Genomic DNA, 22,457 nt, shown 5'->3' with positions numbered 1-22,457 from the left:
TTTAAGGATTAAAAGATGAAAAAATTAATTTTAGCTGCAGCTTGCGCTGCGGCTTCAGGGACTATTTTTGCAAATTCTTCAGATACGACAGAACAAAGAATTAATTTGCTAGAAACCGAGCTGCAAAAATTAAAAGCAGAACTTGCTGCTCAGAAACAAACTCAAAATAATTTACAGGTCAAACAGGTTAAGATCGAAGAGAACATTGAAAAAACTAAAGCAACGGTAACAGAAAAGCCTGTTGCTCCTTCATGGGTTACTTGGACGGATAATGTTAAAGTTTACGGTATTGCCCGTATTGATGCAGCGGTCGATTTTAAATCATCACCTGACTCGGGCGGTAGAACGACCAGCAGTCTGTACCGAACACCTTTTGAAAATGAAAAACGTTCGAATCATGCACGCTCTGATGCCATGATTAATGCAAGCCGACTCGGTGTTTATTTTAATAGCCCAAATAAAGCTGTGACGGGAAATATTGAAGCCGATTTCTTTGATAGCTCTAACATGGGAACGGGGGATGGTAAATTCCGTATCCGTCATGCATTTTTTACCTATAAAGACTGGACCTTTGGTCAAACATGGTCACTCATGTCTAACATGGAAACCCGTACAGAAGCTGTTGATTACACCCAATTTGTGGGAACTTCCTATACGCGTACTCCTCAAATTCGCTATGACTGGAAAATCGACGCCAATAATGATTTAAAAGTAGCTTTGGAATATACAGGTTCGAGAGTCTCGGCATTGCCATCTTTAACGGGGCGCTATACTTTTAAACAAGGTCCTTTAACTGCTCTTGCGCAAGGTTTTATCAATGAAAAATCCGCAGATGTCGCCACTGCCACAGTGAAGAAAGTAAGTTGGGGTGCAGGAGGCGGCTTAAAATATCAACTCACACCACAACAATCGGTACAAGCAAATTATCAATATATTGTCGGTGATCAAAAATTTATGCCGTATACCACCCAAAGTGGTTTGGCAAATTCAACAAGTTTAAATGCTGCGGGTGATTTTTCTTTAAACGAAGATAAAACAGATTTGGTGATGAATAAGTTGAATAGCGTCAATATTGGCTATTCATATAAATTTAATGAGCAATGGCGTGCGAACTTATCGGCTTCAATGTTTGATTATGATGACGACACGGCTTATGCCAAACTTAACCCCGATGCTAATAAACGCTTAACGGACTATGCTGCTAACGTCTTTTATTCTCCAATTGAGCAAATGGATATTGGGATGGAATATCACCAAGGCAAACGTGAAGTGTTCGATGGCCGAACCGCTGATGTGTCACGCATAAACTTTGTATCAATGTATAAATTCTAAAATAGGGCGTAGTTAAAGATGAAAACAATAGTTGAGCCCAATGCAGAAAATATACTGTCAAAAAGCTTTATTTTTATCATGGCAATGACATGTGGAATTTGTGCGGGTTCAAACTATTATAATCAGCCCTTAATCTATTCCATTGCAGAAGCATTAAAAGTCAATGCCGATCAGGTCGCTTTAACTATTGTGATTAGCCAACTGTCATATGCAGTTGGCCTTTTTATATTAGTTCCCTTAGGAGACTTTTTTGAAAAGCGTAGTTATATTTGCCTGCTCATGTGTTGTACGGGTTTTGCACAAGTAGGGTTATCTTTAAGTCAAACCTTACCAGCTTTATATGGCTTTACCTTTTTAGCTACATTTTTTTCGATTGCGACTCAAGTTTTAGTCCCTTTTGCCGCAGGTTTAGCCAGCCCGAAAAAAAGCCCTCAAGTTGTAGGCACCCTCATGAGTGGTTTGTTCTTAGGAATATTATTGGCGCGCTCTATTGCAGGCTTACTTTCTACAGTTTGGTCTTGGCATGCGGTTTATTTAATTAGCGGAATTGTCATTTTGATGTTTGCTTGGGTAATGTGGGTAAAGTTACCAGTGGCGTGAAAATCCCATCAACTCAATATTCTACAGATTTATGGTTCGTTATTTTCATTAGCTGTTCATCAGCCTCATTTGCTGCGCCGTGGTTTTGCTGGCGGAATTGGCTTTGGTATTTTGGCTCTCATTTTTACCACCATGACTTTTATTTTAGCGAATGAGCCTTATCATTTTAACGATTTCCAGATCGGTTTATTTGGAATTGTTGGATTGGCTGGCGTGTTTGCGACCCCATGGGCAGGCAAGAAAATTGCAGCAGGCCTTGAAAATAGGATTGCATTGGTTTGTATGGCACTATTAATGAGTGCATGGATACCACTATTTTTTGCACAGCAGTCTTTGGTTGCCTACGCTGTTGGCGTGATTATGGCGTATTTTGGTTTGTCAGCATTTCATGTACTCAACCAAAATCTGGTCTACCGGATTTCGGCCGAGGCACGTTCCCGTATTAATTCAATTTATATGACTTTATATTTTGGTGGAGCCGCCTTAGGTTCTTTTATTGCGGTGTATGCTTGGAAACACTGGGGATGGGAAGCATGTGCTGCTTTAGGTTTAGCAATGGCAATAACAAGTTTCGTGATTGATCGCTTAGATTTTTATGAAATGGGTAAGATTACCAAGCAAGAAAAAGCTCCATAAACAGGAGCTTTAAAATTTTATTATTTGCGAATAATCATTAAGGTTGCCGAAGCAAAAGCATACACCTTGCCGTTTTCATCTACGATTTTACCTTGAGTACTAATAATATTACGGCCCGCATTAATCAACTCGGCTGTCGCATAGTAAGACGTATCAACTTGCATAGGACGAATCATTTTTACATTTAAATCAATAGTTCCATAACCAACGCCATGTTCAAGTAGGGTATGAGCTGCGCTGCCTGTTGCTGTATCTAAAGCTGTAGCGCAAAAGCCGCCGTGTACACCGCCTTGTATATTTCTATGTTCTTTGCGAGGGGTAACTTTATAAGTTGCTTTACCTTCGGAAACTTCAACGAGTTCCATCGGTATGGTGTGAGCCATAGGTGATGGTGAAACTTCACCATTTTTTAAAGCGGTTAAAAACTCAAGACCTGTGTATTTCGGGCTTTCCATAAATCGTCCTTGCATGATTAAGCAGTCTAATCACCATACTATAAATTGAATTTTTACGGAATAAAATTTTGCAATACAAAATATAAATTTATTCTACTTAAAACGAGACTAATAACTTTTTATCTTATATTTGTATTTAAAACATATATCTATATTTTATTCCTATGGCTAAGTTACGATAATTTTATTAAATTAGTGAAAATATATTTTGCTATAAGAAATTTTTTGATATTTTGATGAGATTGAAACAATAAAAGTCCATTTTAAGGAAAAACGTTATCTGCCCATGACACAGGCAGAGAGGTGAAAGGAAAAAACTATGCCTTTATACAAAGCTCCATTACGCGATATGCAATTTGTACTGCATGAAATGCTTCAAACAGAACAGAACTATCAAGGTTTAAGCAAATATCAGGAAAGCGTAAATCGAGAATTAATTGATCAATACTTAGAGGCAGCAGCAGATTTTTGTGAAAATGAATTGGCACCGATTAACCAAAATGGCGATCAGGAAGGATGCCATTTAAATCAAGGTGTGGTGACAACCCCTAAAGGTTTTAAAGAAGCCTACCAAAAATATGCCGAGCTTGGGTTTACTTCATTAACCGCCGATCGGGAATATGGTGGGCAAGGCTTACCAACATTACTGCGGATTGCGATTTCTGAAATGTTATGTGGTTCTAATTGGGCTTGGGCAATGTATCCGGGATTGTCTCATGGCGCAATGAGAACAATTGAGCACCATGGTACCGAGCAACAAAAACAGAAGTTTTTGACTAAACTTATTAGTGGTGTCTGGACCGGAACCATGTGTCTAACCGAATCACATGCAGGCTCAGACCTTGGATTAATTAGAACAAAAGCAGAACCAAATTCGGACGGTAGTTACTCCATTACAGGCGAAAAGATTTTTATTTCAGCAGGAGAACATGATCTTTCTGAAAATATTATTCATATTGTTTTAGCCCGTTTACCTCAAGCACCTGCAGGGACTAAAGGTATTTCTTTATTTATTGTGCCTAAATTTAATGTGAGTGATGATGGTCAGGTGCTGGACCGTAACAAAGTCGTTTGTAGCGCGATTGAACATAAAATGGGGATTCATGGCAATGCCACCTGTGTACTTAATTTTGATGGTGCCAAAGGTTATTTGATTGGTCCGGAAAATCGCGGGCTTAATTGTATGTTTACCTTTATGAATACCGCACGTATTGGAACAGCAGTACAAGGGCTTGCTGCTTCTGAAATTTCATTTCAAGGCGCATTAAGTTATGCCAAAGAGCGCCTTGCTATGCGTTCACTATCCGGTCCTAAATATCCTGAGAAAAACGCCGACCCAATTATTGTACATCCCGCTGTACGTTCGATGTTAATGACACAAAAAGCTTTTTCTGAAGGTGGTCGTGCACTGGCTTACTTTCTGGCTCAGCATGTCGATATTGTGGAAAGCTCAAACGATCAGGTACAGCAAAGATACTCAGATGAATTATTGGCTTTTTTAACACCCATTGCTAAGGCCTTTTTAACAGAGTCGGGTAATGAGTCTGCAAAGCATGGTGTTCAAGTATTTGGTGGACATGGCTTTATTGTTGAGCATGGCATGGAGCAAATTGTACGTGATGCACGTATCTCGACATTGTATGAAGGTACAACCGAGATTCAGTCTTTAGATCTACTGGCACGTAAAGTCCTCAAGTCGGAAGGCAAACTTCTAAAGAACATGACCGATTTAATTGATCAGTTTATTAGTCAGCACCAATCAAATGAAGTCTTAAAACCTTATTTAGAAAAATTAGCTGAGCTTAAGCAGCAATGGCTGTCACTGACCAAATCTATTGCAGAGAAAGCCAAGCACAACCCAGAAGAAATAGGGGCAGCTTCAGTGGATTATCTTTATTTTTCTAGTTACGTCGTGTTCGCGTATTTGTGGGCTCGAATGGCACAAGTTGCCCATGAAAAATTAGAATCGGGTACACAAGAAGAAGCTTTTTATAAAGCAAAATTAACGACTGCTAAGTTTTTCTATCAAAAACTTTTACATCGTACAGAGAGCCATGCTGCTTCTATTGAGTCTGGAGCTGATCCTGTGATGGAGCTCGATCAAGATGCTTTTGCATTTTAGCAACTAGTAATTTTTAGAATCACTGGGTGAAATTGACATGCGAAATTTTACCTAGTAATTAAATTTGTAATTTTAGACTCATCAGTTTTTGGTAGGAAAAACCAGTTGAGCCAAATAAATAGAGGGTTAACATAAGCATTAAAAAGTGAATTTTCATCAAATATTGATGTTGGACAAGGACTAAGGAAAGAAAATCATGAATGCTTATTATCAATTACTGAATAGAACAATTGGTCCTCAAGGTGAAGTGATTGCTCATTATTGCTCAACTGTTCATGCACAAGGGGCTTGGAACCCTCATGAACAGCATATGGCACCTGCAAGTGGCGTGATCGCAGTAGAGTTAGAACAGTTTTCACCGCGACAAGATATGCGTATTGGTCGAATTAGTTTTGATATTTTTGGATTGATTGCATTTGGTGAATTTACGATTAAGACCCAGGTGATTCGTGCGGGTAAAACGATTGAATTGATTGAAGCAGAACTACAAGCACAAGGTAAAACTTGTATTGTGGCTAGAGCATGGCGCATGTGTACTCAAGACAGTTCCGAGATTGCGGGGCTTGAAGATCAACCAATTCATCATCCCGATACATTTACCGAATGGACGGGCATGAAAAGATGGCCGGGTGGTTTTATCCAGACATTAGTCACTAAAACTGATGATCAGCATCGCGCGGGCAAAGGCATTGTTTGGTTAAACAATGATAAAGAAATGGTTGAAGGGCAGCCGACCACAGATTTTGCGCATTTAATTGGCATGGTAGATACCGCAAACGGCATTGTCCCAAGACAAGAAGGAGAATTTACTTGGAGCTTCCCAAATCTTGATTTACAAATCCACATGCACCGTTATCCGCAAGGTAAATGGCTGGGTCTGGAAACTGTTCAGCAATATGGTACAGATGGCATTGGTTTAACCAGTGCAGTTTTACATGATGTGTATGGTCCATTTGGACGAAGCGAGCAGATTTTGACTTTACGTAAAATGACTAAATAAATTTTTGAGGCAATAAAAAAGTCGTCCCTAAGGATGACTTTTTTATTTTGAGATTTAATTTTTAGTTACGGACTTTTAGCAGTGTTGGGGTAAGTTCATCCCAACGTTGTTTTGCAGCGTCCATTGCTTTCATTTTGATATATCCATAACCTCGGACTTCTGCCGGTAATTTTGCAATTTGTTCAGCAACTGCCAAGTTATGATTGTCTGGTGCTTCAACAAGTGATTCAACAAATGCGATGTAACGGTCACGCCAAGCTTGTTCGTGTTGACGTTCTTCTTGACGCGCAAATGGGTCAAGGAAAGTTTCACGAAGCCATTGTAAGCGAGCAAGGATCATCATTGGGAAGCGCATCCAGTAACCAAACGCACGTTTACGGACATTTTTCAGACCACCAAGTAACGCTGGTGGAGCAAGATGATAGGTTAAACGTAAGCCTTTACCGAATTGGGTTTCGATCGATTCTTTGAAGCTTTTACCTGTTAGTAGACGTGCAACTTCATATTCATCTTTATAAGCCATAACTCTGTAAAGCTGAGTTGCAATCGTACCTGTTAACTCTTCTGGTAACTTTTTAGCTGCCAATTCTACAAGCGTACGGTATTTAGCTGCATAAGCTTCATTCCAGTAGTCTGTTAAACGAGCAGAACGGTCTTCAACAAGTTCAGCTAAAGTTTGCGGAGTTTTGGTTTTTGGCATTGCTGCAAGTAAACGCGCAGCTAAAGTCGGGTCACTTGCAAGATGACAACCTACACGGAAAGCTTCAAGGTTCTTTTCAACAGCCGTACCATTTAGGCGAATTGCTTTTTCAATACTTTCACGTAATAGCGGAATGCGACCAGATTGCCAAGCCATACCAAGTAATAACTGGTTGGTATAAATTGAATCACCTAAGAGTAGTGTTGCGATGCGAGCTGCTGGCAGAGAAACCAGTTGACCTTGACGAACACGACCACGAAGACGATCAATTAAATCGGTAATAGGTGCATACCAGTCACGAGATTTAATAAACTCAGAAGTAGGGGTACTGTCTTCATTCACAATAACTAAAGCATCATCTTTTAAACGAGATAGAGCAGCGCTACCACCAGCGACTACGGCATCTGCACCGATGAGTAATTCACATTGACCTGCCGGAATTTTGGTAGAAGAAATTTGCTCATCACTTGCTGCAAGTTGAACGTATGAATAAACAGTACCACCTTTTTGGGCAAGGCCAGCCATGTCCATAACACGTGTTGCTTTACCTTCGAGGTGAGCCGCCATACCAAGCAGTGCACCGATAGTCACAACACCTGTACCACCAATACCACCGACCATAATACGACTTGGAACGTCATATAACTGAGGAATAACGGGTGATGTTGGCCAGCCTGCACCAATACCTTCAAATTTAGCAGGACGTTTCATATCACGTGTATGAACAGTCACAAAACTAGGGCAGAACCCTTCGGCACAAGTGAAGTCTTTATTACAGCTACTTTGGTTAATTTGACGTTTAGTACCTAATGCTGTTTCTACAGGTTCAATAGATAAACAGTTTGATTTTTTAGAACAGTCACCACAACCTTCGCAAATATCACTATTAATGTATAAACGCTCAGCTGGGTCAGGGTAGGCATCACGTTTACGGCGACGGCGTTTTTCACTGGCACAGGTTTGTACATAAATTAAAGCGGTTACACCTGAAACTTCACGTAGCTCACGTTGAACTGCATCAAGCTCATTACGGTGGCGAATTTCTACACCCGCTGCAATACCGTCTTCTTCATTTAATAATTTAACTTCATCAGTGACAATGACTTGTTTTTTAATACCTTCGGCAGCGAGCTGGCGAGTTAACTGTGCAACGCTCAAATGCCCATCTACATGCTGACCACCTGTCATAGCGACCGCATCGTTGTAGAGAATTTTGTAGGTGATATTTGTTTTTGCAGCGATAGATTGACGAATTGCTAAGTAACCAGAGTGGAAATAGGTTCCATCACCAAGGTTAGCAAAAATATGTTTTTCATTGGTAAATGGTGATGCACCTACCCAACTTACACCTTCACCGCCCATTTGAGAGAACGTTTCGGTACCACGGTCCAGTGAAACGGCAATATAGTGACAACCGATACCGCCTAACGCACGACTACCTTCAGGAACGACTGTTGATGAGTTATGTGGGCAACCACTACAGAAATACGGTTTACGTTCAGCAAGATCAATCACACGTTTTGATTCTTGCTCTGCTTTTAGCAGTAAGTCGATTCTGCTTTGAATTTGTACTTTTAAGCTTTCTGGAATATCTAGTTTTAAGAAGCGAGCAGCCAACATTTTTGCAATCGGTTCAGGCTGATACTCATAGTGACCAATGAGCGGTGCTTCTTCAATAGAGGTACTCCATTCACCTTTGCCAGCAATCGCTTTACCAATAACACGAGGACGTTTGTCATCAGGAAGTGAGTACAACTCATCTTTAATTTGTGTCTCAAGAATTGGTCGTTTTTCTTCAACAACAATTAGCTCTTCTAAACCTTCGGCAAATTCACGTAGACCTTGTGGTTCTAGAGGCCAAATCAGCCCAACTTGATAAACACGTAACCCAAGCTGTTGGGCTGTTTCATCCTCAATACCTAAAATACGTAGGGCTTCAATGGTATCTAAATAACCTTTACCACTTGCAGCAATACCAATACGGGCATTTTCACAAGGCCATGTTACGGTATTGATTTTATTCGCACGGGCATAAGCCAAAACAGCAGGTAAGCGATATTTATAAAGACGTTCTTCTTGTTGAATACCATGATCTGGCCAACGAATATTAACGCCACCCTCTGGGAAATTGACATCTTTTGGTATAACAGGAGTGACACGGTCTAAATCGACATGAACAGAAGCTGAAGTTTCTACAATTTCACTGACCAGCTTCATTGAAGTCCACAGACCAGAAAAACGTGAAACAGCAATGGCGTGAACACCAAAGTCTAAAATTTGTTGAACGGATGTTGGGTAGAAAATTGGAATACCGCAACCAATCATGACATGTTCAGACTGGTGGGGAATTGTAGAAGATTTACAAGAGTGGTCATCACCAAATAAAGCAACGACACCACCACGTTCAGAGGTACCAGCTAAGTTAGCATGGCGGAGTACGTCGCCTGAACGGTCAACACCCGGGCCTTTACCATACCACCATGAAGACACTCCATCATATTTGCCTTGACCTGAAAGGTTAACTTGTTGTGTACCCCAGATTGCGGTAGCAGCCAAGTCTTCATTTACGCCAGGTTGAAATACAACATTATGGGATTTAAGTAATCCTTGAACTTGCCAAAGGAAACTATCATAGTTACCAACAGGAGAACCGCGATAACCAGAAATAAAACCAGCAGTATGATAACCATTGATCGCGTCACGGCGAGTTTGGGCAAGAGGCAACCGAACAAGTGCCTGAATGCCGGTCATATATGCTGTACCGTTATCACTTACATATTTATCTTCAAGTGACACATCCTTTGTTGCAATAATATTTGGAGTGACTTTTGTAGCTATATTCATTTATATCTCCTTAGAATTTTTAGTAGCTCGGACTACTTTCTTTTTTCAACATCCAGTTGAATATTTGGAGCAAGTGACATACGAAATAAAAAAAGATCGGTTCCTCTTCTTAAAAAGAATTGGTGCCAATGTATGTACATTTAGTCATTGTGGTTGAACTAAACTGGTGCAACAATCCGTAATTTAGGAAAACATATTTACGTTATGCGCAAAAATCTCGATGGTGGACTATTGCATGCAATGCATGCATTCCTGAAAGTGATTGATAGCGGGAGTTTCACAGCAGCAGCTGAGCAGATGGATCTGACCACAGCACAGGTTTCACGTCTTATCAGCGAGTTAGAAACACGCTTAGGTACAAAATTAATACAACGCTCAACGCGCCAGCAGGCCCTCACTGATATTGGTGCGACTTATGCAGAGCGCTGTCGCCAAGTCATTTCAATGGTGGATGAAGCGGAGTCAGAAGTAACAGGAACAGCTTCTAAACCCAAAGGCCGTTTACGCGTGTTAAGTATGGGAAGCTTTGGGCATCATTATGTTTTTCCAGTGATGGCTGAGTTTTGTAAACATTACCCCGAATTAACCGTGGAATATACGACTTCTCAATACGTTCCGGACCTGTTGGCAAAAGGGGTCGATGTTAGTCTTTATCTGACTGAATCATTAACAGACTCACGGTTTGTCGCACGCAGAATTGGCACTATTTTTTCTGTTTTATGTGCATCACCTGCTTACCTAGAAAAACATGGGATACCTGAGTCCCCTGGAGACTTAAAAAATCATGCCTGTTTACGCTTGGTAAATCCGTCTATTACACCAGATTGGCACTTATTAAATACAAGTGGTGAGTCTTACCAAATTGACATTGGTGGGCAACTCATTGCAGATAACCCTGAGTTATTATTAGATGTGGTGCAGCAGGATATGGGCATCGCATTATTGCCGATGTTTTCGGCTTTAGATGCAGTTCAGAATGGAAGATTATGTCATATCTTGCCAGAGTGGCGTTCACCAGATATCGGGGTTTATACCTTATTGCCTTCACGCCATTTTATTGATGCCAAAACACGTGCATGGTTAGATTGGGTAGAAGAATATATTTCTCCAAGAATTGAAATGGATGCATCTTATTTTTATAAATAATGAGATAAATTTTTTAAGGATTACAATTGAAAAAGGATGAAGAATAATACGGATTAGAATAAAAATAGGGTAGAAAATGCTTCTTTTGAAAGAGGCATTTAATACAAAGATAAATAATAGATTTTAAAAAAATTGCATAAGGGATTGAGTCCCAATTCCTGAACAGAATGAGATAGGATGATCTGGTATTTCACCTAATATTCAGCTTTATACCAGATGCTGAGCTACTTTAATTGATGACTAGGCACACTTGGTTTGCCAGTAAGCATTTGCATAATTCGACAAGCTTTTTCGGTTTAATACATTGCTAATATTTTGGCTGGCTTGCATCAGTTTTTCTAAATTAATGCCAGTTTCAAAACCCATGTGGGATAGTAAATAAAACAAATCTTCGGTCGATACATTACCTGAGGCGCCTTTGGCATAAGGGCAACCCCCAAGTCCTGCAAGAGACGAGTCAAAAACGCGAATACCTTGTTGTAAAGACTGATAAATATTGGCAATTGCCATACCATAGGTGTTGTGGAAATGCCCAGCTAAAACCTTGCTATCGAGTTCAGCAAGGCAGGCTTGCCATACCTTTTGGACGCGATCTGGTGTTGCGGTACCAATGGTTTCACCTAAAGACACTTCATAGCAGCCCATGTCATAGAGTCGTTTAACCACTTTTACGACTTGCTCAGGGGCAATTGCGCCTTCATAAGGGCAATCGACTATACAAGAGACATAACCTCGCACACGGATGTTATGGGCTTTTGCCGCGCTCATGATATCGCTAAATTTCTCAAAGCTTTCTTCGATTGAACAGTTGATATTTTTGCGGGTAAAGCTTTCCGAAGCTGCGGTAAACACGGCAACCTCTTTGCATCCGACCGCTTGAGCAGTTTCAAAACCTTTGATATTGGGGGTGAGCAGGCTAAATTGCACATCGGCTGTTTGGGGTAATAACTTAAATAGCTCGTCACTTTGAGCCATTTGTGGCACCCATTTTGCCGAAACGCATGAACCCACTTCAATTGATTTCAGGCCTGCATTAATCAGGTCGTTAATGAAGTTTAAGCGTTGTTCAACTGTTAAAGCCTGCTTTTCGTTTTGAAGGCCGTCTCTGGGACCGACCTCCACGATTTTGACAAATTCACTCATGCAACTTCCTCCTGTGCAGGTTGAAATTCCACAAGCTCATCGCCAGCTTTGACCTGATCACCAACTTGGAAGTAGGAATCTACAATCACGCCGTCTTTAGGAGCACGGATGGTATATTCCATTTTCATTGCTTCAAGCGTCATTAAAATATCGTCTTTCTTCACGCTATGATTTGCACTGACTAGCACTTGAGTGACCACACCTGGCATAGGGGCTTTTAAGTGACCTTCATCGGCTTGGCTATCTGCCTGATTAAAGTCTTGGCGAATATAAGCAAACTTATAGCTTTGTCCATTTTGGAACAACGTAATGCCTTGCTGACTTTGGTTAAAAGACAGCTTTTGCTGAGTCCCACCAATTTGAACAGAGGCAGTATGAGCATCAATCAATTGGCCAGAAATCGGGTAGCTTTGACCGTTATATTCTGCGGTGAAGCCATCTTCATTTGAGGCAAATTTGATTTGAATATTTTGGTTTAAATAATTCAGTTTAATGCTGTGCTGATAAGCAATATTTAAACGCCATAGAGGTTGAGCTTGCCAAAGTTGTTTTTGGTTTGAGCTGTTGTTATTAAGTTGGCTTAGAAACTCAATAAATGCCGCTGCCACTACCAGTTCCGGTTTGATTTCTTCAGGATTAAACAAGAAGTTTTGTTCACGTTGAATCAGGTTAGTATCAAGCTTAGCTTGTTTAAACGATTCGCTACGTACAATCTTTTCAAGAAAAGCAATGTTGTTGCCTAAGCCATCGACATGGAATTGGCTCAAAGCATTTTGCATTTGAATAAGCGCAGCTTCACGGTTTTTACCCCATACAATGAGTTTGGCAATCATAGGGTCGTAATACGTCGTGATTTCATCGCCTTCAACAATACCGCTGTCTACACGCACATATTGGTTTTGAGTTGGGTAGTGCAGATAGTCAATTTTACCGATGGCAGGTAAAAAGCCTTTTTCAGGTTCTTCAGCGTAAATACGTGCTTCGAGCGCATGTCCGTGAATGCGTAATTCGTTTTGTAGTTTAGGCAAAGGTTCACCATAAGCCACACGAAGTTGCCATTCGACCAAGTCTTCACCTGTAATCATTTCAGTAACAGGATGTTCGACTTGCAGACGGGTATTCATTTCCATGAAATACGCCGTACCGTCTTGTTCTACAATAAACTCGACCGTACCTGCACCAACATAATTTACGGCGCGTGCAGCATCAATTGCAGCTTGGCGCATTGCCTCGAGCTTTTCGCTTGGCATTTGTGGAGCAGGGGCTTCTTCTAGCACTTTTTGGTGACGGCGTTGTACCGAACAATCACGTTCAAACAAATGTACGTAGTTGCCATGTGTATCGCCAAACACTTGCACTTCAATGTGGCGCGGTTGAATCACATAACGCTCAATCAAGACATCATCATTACCAAAGCTCGATTTGGCTTCACGTTTACAAGAGGCTAAGGCATGCAGAAAATCTTCACTGCGTTCAACCAGACTCATGCCTTTACCACCGCCGCCAGCACTGGCTTTAATTAAAACAGGATAGCCAATTCGGTCTGCCTCTTGCTTTAAAAAGTCAGCATCTTGGTTAGTTCCGTGATAGCCCGGCGTTAAAGGGACACCTGCTTTTTCCATTAAAGCTTTCGAGGTTGCTTTTAAGCCCATCGCTAAAATGGCATCCACTGGCGGGCCAATAAAGCAAATGTTGTGTTGTTGGCAAGCGAGTGCAAACTGGTCATTTTCAGAAAGGAAGCCGTAACCTGGGTGAACCGCTTGGCTACCTGTATCAATGGCAGCTTGAATAATGCGGTCGGCTTGTAAATAACTTTGTGTTGCAGGGGATTGACCAATATAAACCGCTTCATCTGCAAGTTTGACGTGTTGTGCATTTGCATCTGCATCTGAGTAAACGGCAACCGTTCTAATACCTAATTTTTTAGCTGTACGAATTACGCGGCAGGCGATCTCGCCACGGTTCGCAATTAAAATCTTTTCAAACATGATGATCGTCCTTAATTGTTGTTATTCGAGTTAGAAACCCAAGCAGGCTGCTGTTTATTTAAAAAGGCACTCAGACCTTCTTTTGCCTCCCTGCCTTGACGAACTTGAGCAATATGATGTGCTGTCTGTTGCAGCAAATCATTGCTCATGGTCTGGTTGCTCACCATTTGAATGAGTTGTTTTGAGGCCGATTGAGCGTGCGGACCACCGAGTAATAGAGCATCAATAATTTCTTGAACTTTTTTATCTAAGTCTTCGGCATCTGCTACTTCGTGGGCCAAGCCAATTTGTTTGGCTTCACGTGCTGAAATCCGCTCGGCAGTTAAGAAGTAACGAGAAGCTTGTCTTGCACCAATCGCACGGATCACGTAGGGACTAATGGTTGAAGGAGTAAGTCCTAAACGAACTTCAGACGTTGCAAACTTAGCATCAGTGCTGGCAATACAAATATCACATGCCGATGCCAAGCCCATACCACCGCCAAAGGCAATGCCGTGTACGCGGGCAACAGTCGGTTGCTTAAGGGTTGCAAGTGCATCTAACATTTGGGCAAGTTTTAATGCATCTGCTTCATTTTCTGCTGAAGATGCCTGACCTGCCTGTTTCATCCAGTTGAGGTCGGCACCTGCTGAAAAGCTTTTGCCGCGACCAGCTAGAACGACCACACGTATATCATCACGTGTATTGATTTGCTTAAAGCAAGTATGCAGCTCTTCAATAACTGTTGTATTAAATGCATTGTGCAATTCAGGGCGGTTCAGCCAAACATAGGCAACCTGATCTTGTTGTTCGAGTTGTAAAAATTGATAGCTCATATACACCTCTTACATGCGGAACACGCCAAATTTGGTTGGCTGGATTGGGGCATTCATGGCCGCAGCCAAACTTAAACCAAGTACCTGACGGGTTTGAGCTGGGTCGATTACACCGTCATCCCAAAGGCGGGCAGAAGCATAGTATGGATGGCCTTGGCGCTCGTATTGTTCACGAATGGGTTGTTTAAACTCGTCTTCTTCTTGCGCTGACCACTCGGCACCTTTTTGCTCAATTTGATCACGTTTTAAAGTCGAAAGTACGCTCGCTGCTTGTTCGCCGCCCATCACTGAAATACGAGAGTTCGGCCAAGTCCATAAAAAGCGTGGTGAATAAGCACGGCCACACATACCGTAGTTACCTGCACCAAACGAACCACCAATAATCAGGGTGAGTTTAGGTACATTTGCGGTGGCAACTGCCATCACTAATTTAGCGCCGTGTTTAGCAATCCCTTCATTTTCATACTGGCGACCAACCATAAAGCCAGTAATGTTTTGTATAAATAACAAAGGAATATTGCGCTGTGTGCACAGCTCAATAAAGTGCGCGCCTTTTTGAGCAGACTCGGAAAATAAAATCCCGTTATTTGCAATAATGCCGACCGGCATGCCGTAGAGAGAAGCGAAACCTGTTACAAGTGTTGAACCAAAGCGGGCTTTAAACTCGTCAAAACGAGAACCGTCTACAATACGGGCAATGACTTCACGCACATCGAAAGGTTTACGCGCATCACTTGGCACCACGCCATAGAGTTCCGATGCATCAAACAATGGTTCATCAACTTGTTGATTTAAGTCATTTGGCTTTTTATTTAAGTTAGCAACAATGTTTCGTGCAATCGCAATGGCATGTTCATCATTTTCAGCTAAGTGGTCAGCTACACCTGAAAGACGTGTGTGTACATCACCCCCGCCTAAATCTTCACTGCTTACCACTTCGCCAGTTGCAGCTTTTACCAAAGGAGGGCCGCCTAAGAAAATCGTACCTTGATTACGGACAATAATGGTTTCATCAGACATGGCAGGCACATAAGCACCACCTGCGGTACAACTACCCATCACCACGGCAATTTGAGCAATACCTAAGCTCGACATACGTGCCTGATTATAGAAAATACGCCCAAAGTGATCGCGGTCTGGGAAAACCTCATCTTGCATTGGTAAATAGGCACCGCCAGAATCTACCAAATAAATACAAGGCAAGTGATTTTGTTCAGCAATTTCTTGTGCGCGTAAATGCTTTTTAACCGTAAGGGGGTAATACGTTCCGCCTTTAACCGTTGCATCGTTGGCAACGATCATGCAAGTTACGCCGTTGACTTGACCAATACCTGCAATCACACCCGCAGCAGGAACATCATCTTCATAAACGTTGTAGGCTGCCAGTTGACCAATTTCTAAAAATGCCGTGCCGACATCAATCAGTTGATCAATACGTTCACGAGGTAAAAGTTTACCTCGAGCCAAATGTTTTTGACGGGCATTTTCACCACCGCCTAAAGCAATACGCTGGGCAACCTGTTTGAGATCTGTGACCAATGTTTGCATGGCTTGCTGGTTTGTTTTGAAGTCTTCGCTTCGAACATTAATCTTGCTTTGTAATTGGTTCATAAGATGCGTCCTTATTTATAATTATTATTTGGTTTCATTGAAAAGTTCGCGGCCAATTAGCATGCGGCGAATTTCAGAAGTTCCCGCACCAATTTCATAAAGTTTGGCATCGCGCCATAAACGGCCAGCAGGGAATTCATTGATATAACCGTTGCCACCTAAAGTCTGAATGGCTTCACCAGCCATCCATGTTGCTTTTTCGGCAGCATATAAAATGGCACTTGCGGCATCTTTGCGTAAGCTGCGGTCATGATCTGCTTTGTCACATGCAGCACCAACCGCATAAACGAGAGCTTTACATGCAAGCCATGTTGAATACATATCGGCAAGTTTGCCTTGCATAAGCTGGAATTCACCTAAAGCCTGACCAAACTGTTCACGCTGATGCAAGTAGGGAATAACGACATCTAAGCAAGCATCCATAATGCCTAAAGGTCCGGCACTTAAAACTGCTCGTTCATAGTCCAAACCACTCATGAGTACTTTAACCCCGTTACCCACACCACCGAGTACGTTTTCAGCAGGAACTTCTACATTGTCAAAGAACAGTGGGTAAGTATTAGAACCACGCATACCGAGCTTATCTAAGTGGTTGCCGTGACTAAAGCCTTTCATACCTTTTTCAATCAAGAATGCGGTCATGCCTTTAGGGCCAGCTTGTGGATCAGTTTTAGCGTAAACGACCAGTACATCTGCATCACCACCGTTGGTAATCCACATTTTTGAACCGTTTAAAACAAAGTGATCACCTTTTTGCTCGGCGCGTAATTTCATGCTGACGACATCAGAACCGGCATTTGGCTCAGACATGGCAAGGGCACCAACATATTCACCGGAAATTAATTTTGGTAAATATTTCTGTTTTTGCTGCTCGTTACCGTTACGGTTAATTTGGTTTACACATAAATTAGAATGAGCACCATAAGAAAGACCAATGGCTGCCGAAGCACGGGAAATTTCTTGCATGGCAATAATATGAGCTAAATAACCCATATTGGCACCGCCATATTCTTCAGAAACCGTCATGCCTAAAAGGCCCATATCTCCGAATTTTTTCCAGAGATGTGCAGGGAATTTGTTGTCTTGATCAACTTGTTGGGCAATTGGTGCAATTTCCTTTGCACAAAATGCGGCTACCGAATCTTGAAGCGCAATTAAAGTTTCATCTAGACCGAAATTCAAGCTGCGTAGGTTCATGATATTTTCATCCTATTGGTTATATTTGTTGTCCATAAAATATTTTGTGGGTATTTGATAAGTAACATACAATGATTTTTTGAAAAAGTGAATACGGATTCATAAAATGATTTACAATTCATTTTATTTGTTAGAGAATAAATTATGAGCTATAAACGATCATCTTTAATGCAAGAGCGGATGGAGCAAAATCGTAAATCGATTTTGAATTCAGCTAGAAAAATAATTTCAGAAGGAGGATTTAAGGACGCACAAATACAAACAATTGCAGAGCAAGCAGGTGTATCTAGTGGACTGGTTTATCGCTACTTCGATAATAAAAGCCAAGTGCTAATAGAAGTTTTGTCTGATGCCATTAATACAGAGCTATTGGTCATCGATTCGATTACCGAAAGTGACTTATCGGCAAAGCAGAAATTACACAAGGCGGTGGCAACTTTTGTAAAACGGGCGCTGAATAGTCCTCAGCTTGCGTATTCACTCATGTTTGAACCTGTCGATTCCACGGTTGAACATGAACGTTTTCGTGTGAAGCAATTGATTAAACAAAGTATTAAAAAAATACTTGCGGATGGAAATGCAAGTGGTGAGTTTGTCTTGGATGATTTAAACACAGCAGCACTTTGTGTAGTCGGTGCCATGACCTATGTGGTGGTTGAACCCCTAGACCCAGCTCAAAATACAAAGTTTGATCATGCGCACAAAGACTATTTTTCAAAACAGATTGCGGACTTTTGTGTAGATGCTGTGCAAAAGAAATAGGGCATATAAAGGATAAAACGACACAAAATAAGTAGTTTGGAAAAGTAGTTGCAGTAACAACAATTAGATCAGGTAAGAAGAGAATTAGAAGAATCAAGGAGAATGATTCAATGCAACAAGAACGGTTAAGCTACGCCTCGGGACCAAGTACACAACCCTTATTGGGTATGACCATTGGTGAACAATTTGATCAGGCCTGTCGGCAATATGCTGAAAAGGAAGCGATTGTCAGTTTTCATCAAAACAGACGATTAACCTATAAAGCTTTACAAGATGAAGTAAACGCTTTTGCGTGTAGCCTATTAAAATTGGGATTAAAAAAAGGAGATCGATTAGCGATTTGGTCACCTAACTGTGTGGAATGGACGGTAACCCAATTTGCGGCTTTTAAAGCAGGGATTATCTTAGTTAACCTGAATACAGCTTATAAAAGTCATGAACTTGAATATGTGTTGAATAAAGTCTCGTGCAAAGGATTGATTATTGCTTCTCAATTCAAAACAACTGATTACCAAGAATTACTCACAAAAATTGCCCCTGAATTAACTAATAGCCCAGATAAAGTGCTCAGTTCAGAGCGTCTGCCGCATTTAAAATTTGTCATTAAAATTGATGACCAACAACATACGGGTATTTATCGTTTTAGTGATTTAGTCACCATACCAACTTCTGAACAGCTAGAACAATTAAAACAATTAGCCAGACAGCTCCAGTTTGATGAAACCATTAATATCCAATTTACCTCAGGTACAACAGGTAACCCGAAAGGGACCATGTTAACCCACCATAATATTTTAAATAACGGTTATTTTGTCGGTGAAGGCATCCGTTTAACTGCTCAAGATAAAGTCTGTATTTCCGTGCCATTGTTCCATTGTTTTGGCATGGTGATGGGGAATTTAGCGTGTGTAACGCATGGGGCAACCATGGTCTATCCATCGGCTGTATTTAATCCTTTAGAAACTTTAAAAGCGATTCATCAAGAACGTTGCACGGCAGCTTATGGTGTACCAACCATGTTTATTGCCACTTTAGAGCATGAACAGTTTAATGAGTTTGATCTGTCGAGCTTAAGAACAGGCATTATGGCAGGCAGTCCTTGTCCACGTGAAATTATGCAACGTGTCATAGACCGAATGCATATGTCAGAAATTACCATTTGTTATGGCATGACCGAAACCTCGCCAGTGAGTGTACAAAGCTCGGTAAACGATTCAATCGATAAACGGGTAAGCACAGTTGGGCATGTTCATCCGCATGTTGAAATTAAAATTGTCGATTTAGAAGGACAAATTGTTCCGCAAGGCACATTGGGTGAGTTATGCGTTCGTGGTTATTCAGTGATGGCCGGTTATTGGGGAGAAGAAGAAAAGACCCGTGAAGTGATCGATGCTGCTGGTTGGATGCATACGGGTGATATTGCCGAGATGGATCAAGACGGTTTTATTAAAATTAAAGGCCGCATTAAAGATGTCGTGATTCGCGGAGGAGAAAACCTCTTTCCAAAAGAGATTGAAGACTTTTTATATACCCATCCAGATGTAAGCGATGTACAGGTGATTGGCTTGCCAGATGCGAAATATGGTGAAGAACTTTGCGCATGTATTATTTTGCATGAGCATCACCAAGTCGATGAAGACAGCATTCGCCAATTTTGCAAAGAGCATATTTCTCATAATAAAGTGCCGCGCTATGTCCGATTTTTTAATGAGTTTCCAATGACTGCTTCTGGCAAAGCGCAAAAGTTTAAATTGCAGGAAATTATGCGAGCTGAACTTAATTTAACGGGCAATGTCTTTGACTAAATAAGTTAAAAGCTCGTTCAAAGTGCAGAAAATGATAAACCGAAAAGCAGTTTTAAAAGGAATAAAACAAAATGGCAAAAGACTTTAATAGCCCTAAAGTAGTTGAAGGATATGATGCGCATATTCGTAAATTAATTCCGGGTTATGAAGTCATCCATCTACAGGTGGATGCCATTTTACAGTCGGTGTTGCCACCAGATGCTCATGTCTTAATTGTGGGCTGTGGTACGGGTTATGAACTCGAATATTTACTTAAAAGACATCCAAACTGGCAATTTACAGCAGTCGATCCATCTTTAACCATGCTGCAAAAAGCTCAGGAGCAGGTTGAACTTTTAGGTAAATCTACCCAAGTCACTTTTGTACATGGTGATACTTCAGCACTGCCTTTGGAACCATGTTTCGATGCTGCATTGTCTATTCTTGTGGCGCATTTTATTGCAGATGACATAAAACCAACCTTCTTTAAGGATATTTATGATCGCTTAAAAGAAAAGGCGCCTTTACTTACTTATGACCTCATGACTTGTGTAAATCCACAGCAGCTTCAAGCATTGCGTTATTTGTGCTTGGCTCAAGGGTTAACAGAAGAACAATGTCAAAAAATGTTGGAGCGTATGGCGGAGGACTTTTTTAGCTTAACGACTGAAGGATATATAAAACTTTTGGAAAAGACGGGCTTTGAAAGTGTACAGCCTTATACGCAAATTTTGACTTATCAGGGGTTTATTGCAAAAAAATAATACTATTGGGGAATATAAATAAGGGGTTAAAACTGAATATTCTCAATGTGGAAGAGAATATAAAAAATGAAAAATTAAAAAGTTGCTTTTGCTGCGTTAGGGAGGATACGGCTAAAAAATATGAGGGAGGGTCTTTCTTGTGAAAGAAAGGCAAATTTTTAAGGATCTATTTTAGATAGGTACATAACAAAAAGGATGTCGAGACTTTTAAGACTACTTAAAGGTCTAAAGGAAAATTTCATGATGAAAGTTTTAAATACAACGGTTCAAAAAAACTTGTTGGCAGTTTCTGTGACTCTACTTATGTCTTCTGCTTTTGCTGGTCAAGTAAACCCTGAAATAGAGCAACTTCGCCAAGAAGTAAACGAATTACGGGCAATGCTACAGGCAGATATACAAACTCAAAAATCTTTAAGCCAAGAAAAAGTAGAACAAGTTGCTCCTGTGGCTACTCAAGCTCCACAATCCATACAACAAGTATTAACTAAATCGGGTACAGAATTTAACTTATATGGTTATATACGAGCAGATGCTTCTTACCAAATTAAGGGTGCATCTACGATGTATAACAATATTAGTGGAGTTCCACTTGAACATACGCCAGAAGAATCTGCACAAAAAGACCAATTGCACAGTACGGTTTATGTGACTCGTTTCGGATTGAATTTTAAAACACCAACAACTGCTGGTGATGTGGGTGGAAAGTTAGAAATGGACTTTTTTGGGGCGGCTACTCGTGATCAGTTCCGTATACGTCATGCTTATTTAACTTTTGATAAATGGTTGATTGGTCAAACATGGTCGACATTCATTGCACCTGAATATTACCCAGAAACAATCGATGCAGGAACATTTGTAGGCAGTGCTTTACTTAGATCGCCAATGGTTCGCTATGGCGATAATTTAACGGCAAATACAAGTTTTGCACTATCAGTTGAAGACCCGAAATATACTGCGGCAACAGATCCAGATAATAAAATGCGTTTACCCGCTTTAGTCGGGCGTTTAAATCATAAATTTGCCAATGGTTCGATACTTTCGGGGCGTAGTTTTGTCGCTGAAAAAAGAACCAATAATGACAGTGAGTGGGCTTGGGGCGTAGGTTTCGGCGGTAAATACCAAATGACACCCGATACTTTACTTAAAGCCGATTATTACCATGTCAAAGGCGATGGACGTTTCTTGTTATGGAGCAACAGTGGCTATGCAATAGATGAGCAGAACAACATGCATAGCAATGAATTTGATACGGTGTCTTTGGGGGTAACTCATCAATTCACGCCAAAAATTCGCTCGACTTTAGCTTATGGCTATATGAAGGCCAAAGATGATAACCGTTTTGCCGAATTACAGCATAATAGTACGACTCAAAACAAACAGCTTTGGCAGGGCTGGGTAAATACGATGTATAACCCATACAAGCCAATTACCTTAGGTGTTGAATATGTATATGGCGAACGCGAAACTTTCGATGGTCGAAACGGGGTGGATAACCGCTTCAACATGATAGCAAGTTATGATTTCTAAATAGCTATTCCCATCAGATGAAAGGCTCACC

15 protein-coding genes and 1 pseudogene are annotated in these 22,457 nt (G+C 41.0%); 9 read left to right on the top strand and 7 right to left on the bottom strand.

The window, feature by feature from the left end; genetic code table 11:
- Positions 1-15: 15 nt before the first annotated feature.
- Positions 16-1,332, top strand: a complete 1,317-nt coding sequence (gene dcaP / locus F984_RS11295; RefSeq protein ID WP_004709428.1) for an outer membrane trimeric porin-like protein DcaP — start codon at positions 16-18, stop codon at positions 1,330-1,332.
- Between the two features lie 18 nt (positions 1,333-1,350).
- Positions 1,351-2,568, top strand: a pseudogene (locus F984_RS0103860) (MFS transporter).
- Positions 2,569-2,588: 20 nt separating this feature from the next.
- Here the strand turns inward: F984_RS0103860 and F984_RS11290 are convergent.
- Positions 2,589-3,038 carry a PaaI family thioesterase gene (locus F984_RS11290; RefSeq protein ID WP_001984007.1) on the bottom strand — a complete coding sequence of 150 codons (450 nt, stop codon included), beginning with the start codon at positions 3,036-3,038 and terminating at the stop codon, positions 2,589-2,591.
- Between the two features lie 304 nt (positions 3,039-3,342).
- On the opposite strand from F984_RS11290, the gene F984_RS11285 reads away from it, so the two are divergent.
- Complete coding sequence (locus F984_RS11285; RefSeq protein ID WP_004709422.1) at positions 3,343-5,145, top strand: acyl-CoA dehydrogenase C-terminal domain-containing protein; 1,803 nt, start codon at positions 3,343-3,345, stop codon at positions 5,143-5,145.
- A 196-nt stretch (positions 5,146-5,341) separates the two neighbouring features.
- A complete protein-coding gene (locus tag F984_RS11280; RefSeq protein WP_004709420.1) occupies positions 5,342-6,145 on the top strand; it encodes a thioesterase family protein in 804 nt (267 codons plus the stop codon).
- A gap of 61 nt (positions 6,146-6,206) precedes the next feature.
- Here F984_RS11280 and F984_RS11275 read toward each other — a convergent pair whose 3' ends face one another.
- Positions 6,207-9,689 (bottom strand): indolepyruvate ferredoxin oxidoreductase family protein, encoded by a 3,483-nt coding sequence (locus F984_RS11275; RefSeq protein WP_004709417.1) that lies wholly within the window; start codon positions 9,687-9,689, stop codon positions 6,207-6,209.
- A 204-nt stretch (positions 9,690-9,893) separates the two neighbouring features.
- On the opposite strand from F984_RS11275, the gene F984_RS11270 reads away from it, so the two are divergent.
- A complete protein-coding gene (locus F984_RS11270; protein WP_004709415.1) occupies positions 9,894-10,835 on the top strand; it encodes a LysR family transcriptional regulator in 942 nt (313 codons plus the stop codon).
- Positions 10,836-11,075: 240 nt separating this feature from the next.
- On the opposite strand, the gene F984_RS11265 is transcribed toward F984_RS11270, so the two are convergent.
- Genes F984_RS11265 through F984_RS11245 form a run of 5 tightly spaced genes read right to left on the bottom strand, consistent with a single transcriptional unit; the run spans position 11,076 to position 17,589 of the window.
- Positions 11,076-11,978, bottom strand: a complete 903-nt coding sequence (locus F984_RS11265; protein ID WP_004709413.1) for a hydroxymethylglutaryl-CoA lyase — start codon at positions 11,976-11,978, stop codon at positions 11,076-11,078.
- Positions 11,975-13,966, bottom strand: a complete 1,992-nt coding sequence (locus tag F984_RS11260) for an acetyl/propionyl/methylcrotonyl-CoA carboxylase subunit alpha (protein ID WP_004709411.1) — start codon at positions 13,964-13,966, stop codon at positions 11,975-11,977. The genes F984_RS11265 and F984_RS11260 overlap by 4 nt, the downstream gene beginning before the upstream one ends.
- 11 nt (positions 13,967-13,977) lie before the next feature.
- Positions 13,978-14,781 (bottom strand): enoyl-CoA hydratase/isomerase family protein, encoded by an 804-nt coding sequence (locus F984_RS11255; protein WP_004709409.1) that lies wholly within the window; start codon positions 14,779-14,781, stop codon positions 13,978-13,980.
- Positions 14,782-14,790: 9 nt separating this feature from the next.
- Positions 14,791-16,392 (bottom strand): carboxyl transferase domain-containing protein, encoded by a 1,602-nt coding sequence (locus F984_RS11250; RefSeq protein WP_004709408.1) that lies wholly within the window; start codon positions 16,390-16,392, stop codon positions 14,791-14,793.
- 24 nt (positions 16,393-16,416) lie between these two features.
- Positions 16,417-17,589, bottom strand: coding sequence for an isovaleryl-CoA dehydrogenase (locus tag F984_RS11245; RefSeq protein ID WP_001053639.1), 1,173 nt, complete (start codon positions 17,587-17,589; stop codon positions 16,417-16,419).
- Between the two features lie 144 nt (positions 17,590-17,733).
- Between F984_RS11245 and F984_RS11240 the strand changes: the two genes are divergently transcribed.
- The 4 genes from F984_RS11240 (at position 17,734) to F984_RS11225 (ending at position 22,426) form a co-directional block, all read left to right on the top strand.
- On the top strand, positions 17,734-18,351 hold the full coding sequence (locus F984_RS11240; RefSeq protein ID WP_000120687.1) for a TetR/AcrR family transcriptional regulator: 618 nt from the start codon (positions 17,734-17,736) through the stop codon (positions 18,349-18,351).
- 110 nt (positions 18,352-18,461) lie between these two features.
- Entirely contained in the window at positions 18,462-20,156 is a 1,695-nt protein-coding gene (locus F984_RS11235) for an AMP-binding protein (protein WP_004709405.1), read from the top strand.
- A 71-nt stretch (positions 20,157-20,227) separates the two neighbouring features.
- The gene (locus F984_RS11230) at positions 20,228-20,899 is read left to right on the top strand and encodes a class I SAM-dependent methyltransferase (RefSeq protein ID WP_004709403.1); all 672 of its coding nucleotides are present in this window, start codon (positions 20,228-20,230) and stop codon (positions 20,897-20,899) included.
- Between the two features lie 243 nt (positions 20,900-21,142).
- Positions 21,143-22,426, top strand: coding sequence for a DcaP family trimeric outer membrane transporter (locus F984_RS11225; protein ID WP_080631632.1), 1,284 nt, complete (start codon positions 21,143-21,145; stop codon positions 22,424-22,426).
- Positions 22,427-22,457 lie beyond the last annotated feature (31 nt).

Source organism: Acinetobacter nosocomialis NIPH 2119 (assembly GCF_000368085.1).
Lineage (GTDB): Bacteria > Pseudomonadota > Gammaproteobacteria > Pseudomonadales > Moraxellaceae > Acinetobacter > Acinetobacter nosocomialis.
The sequence above is the reverse complement of the archived record's forward strand: the minus strand, read 5'-3'. Positions and strand labels throughout refer to the sequence as shown.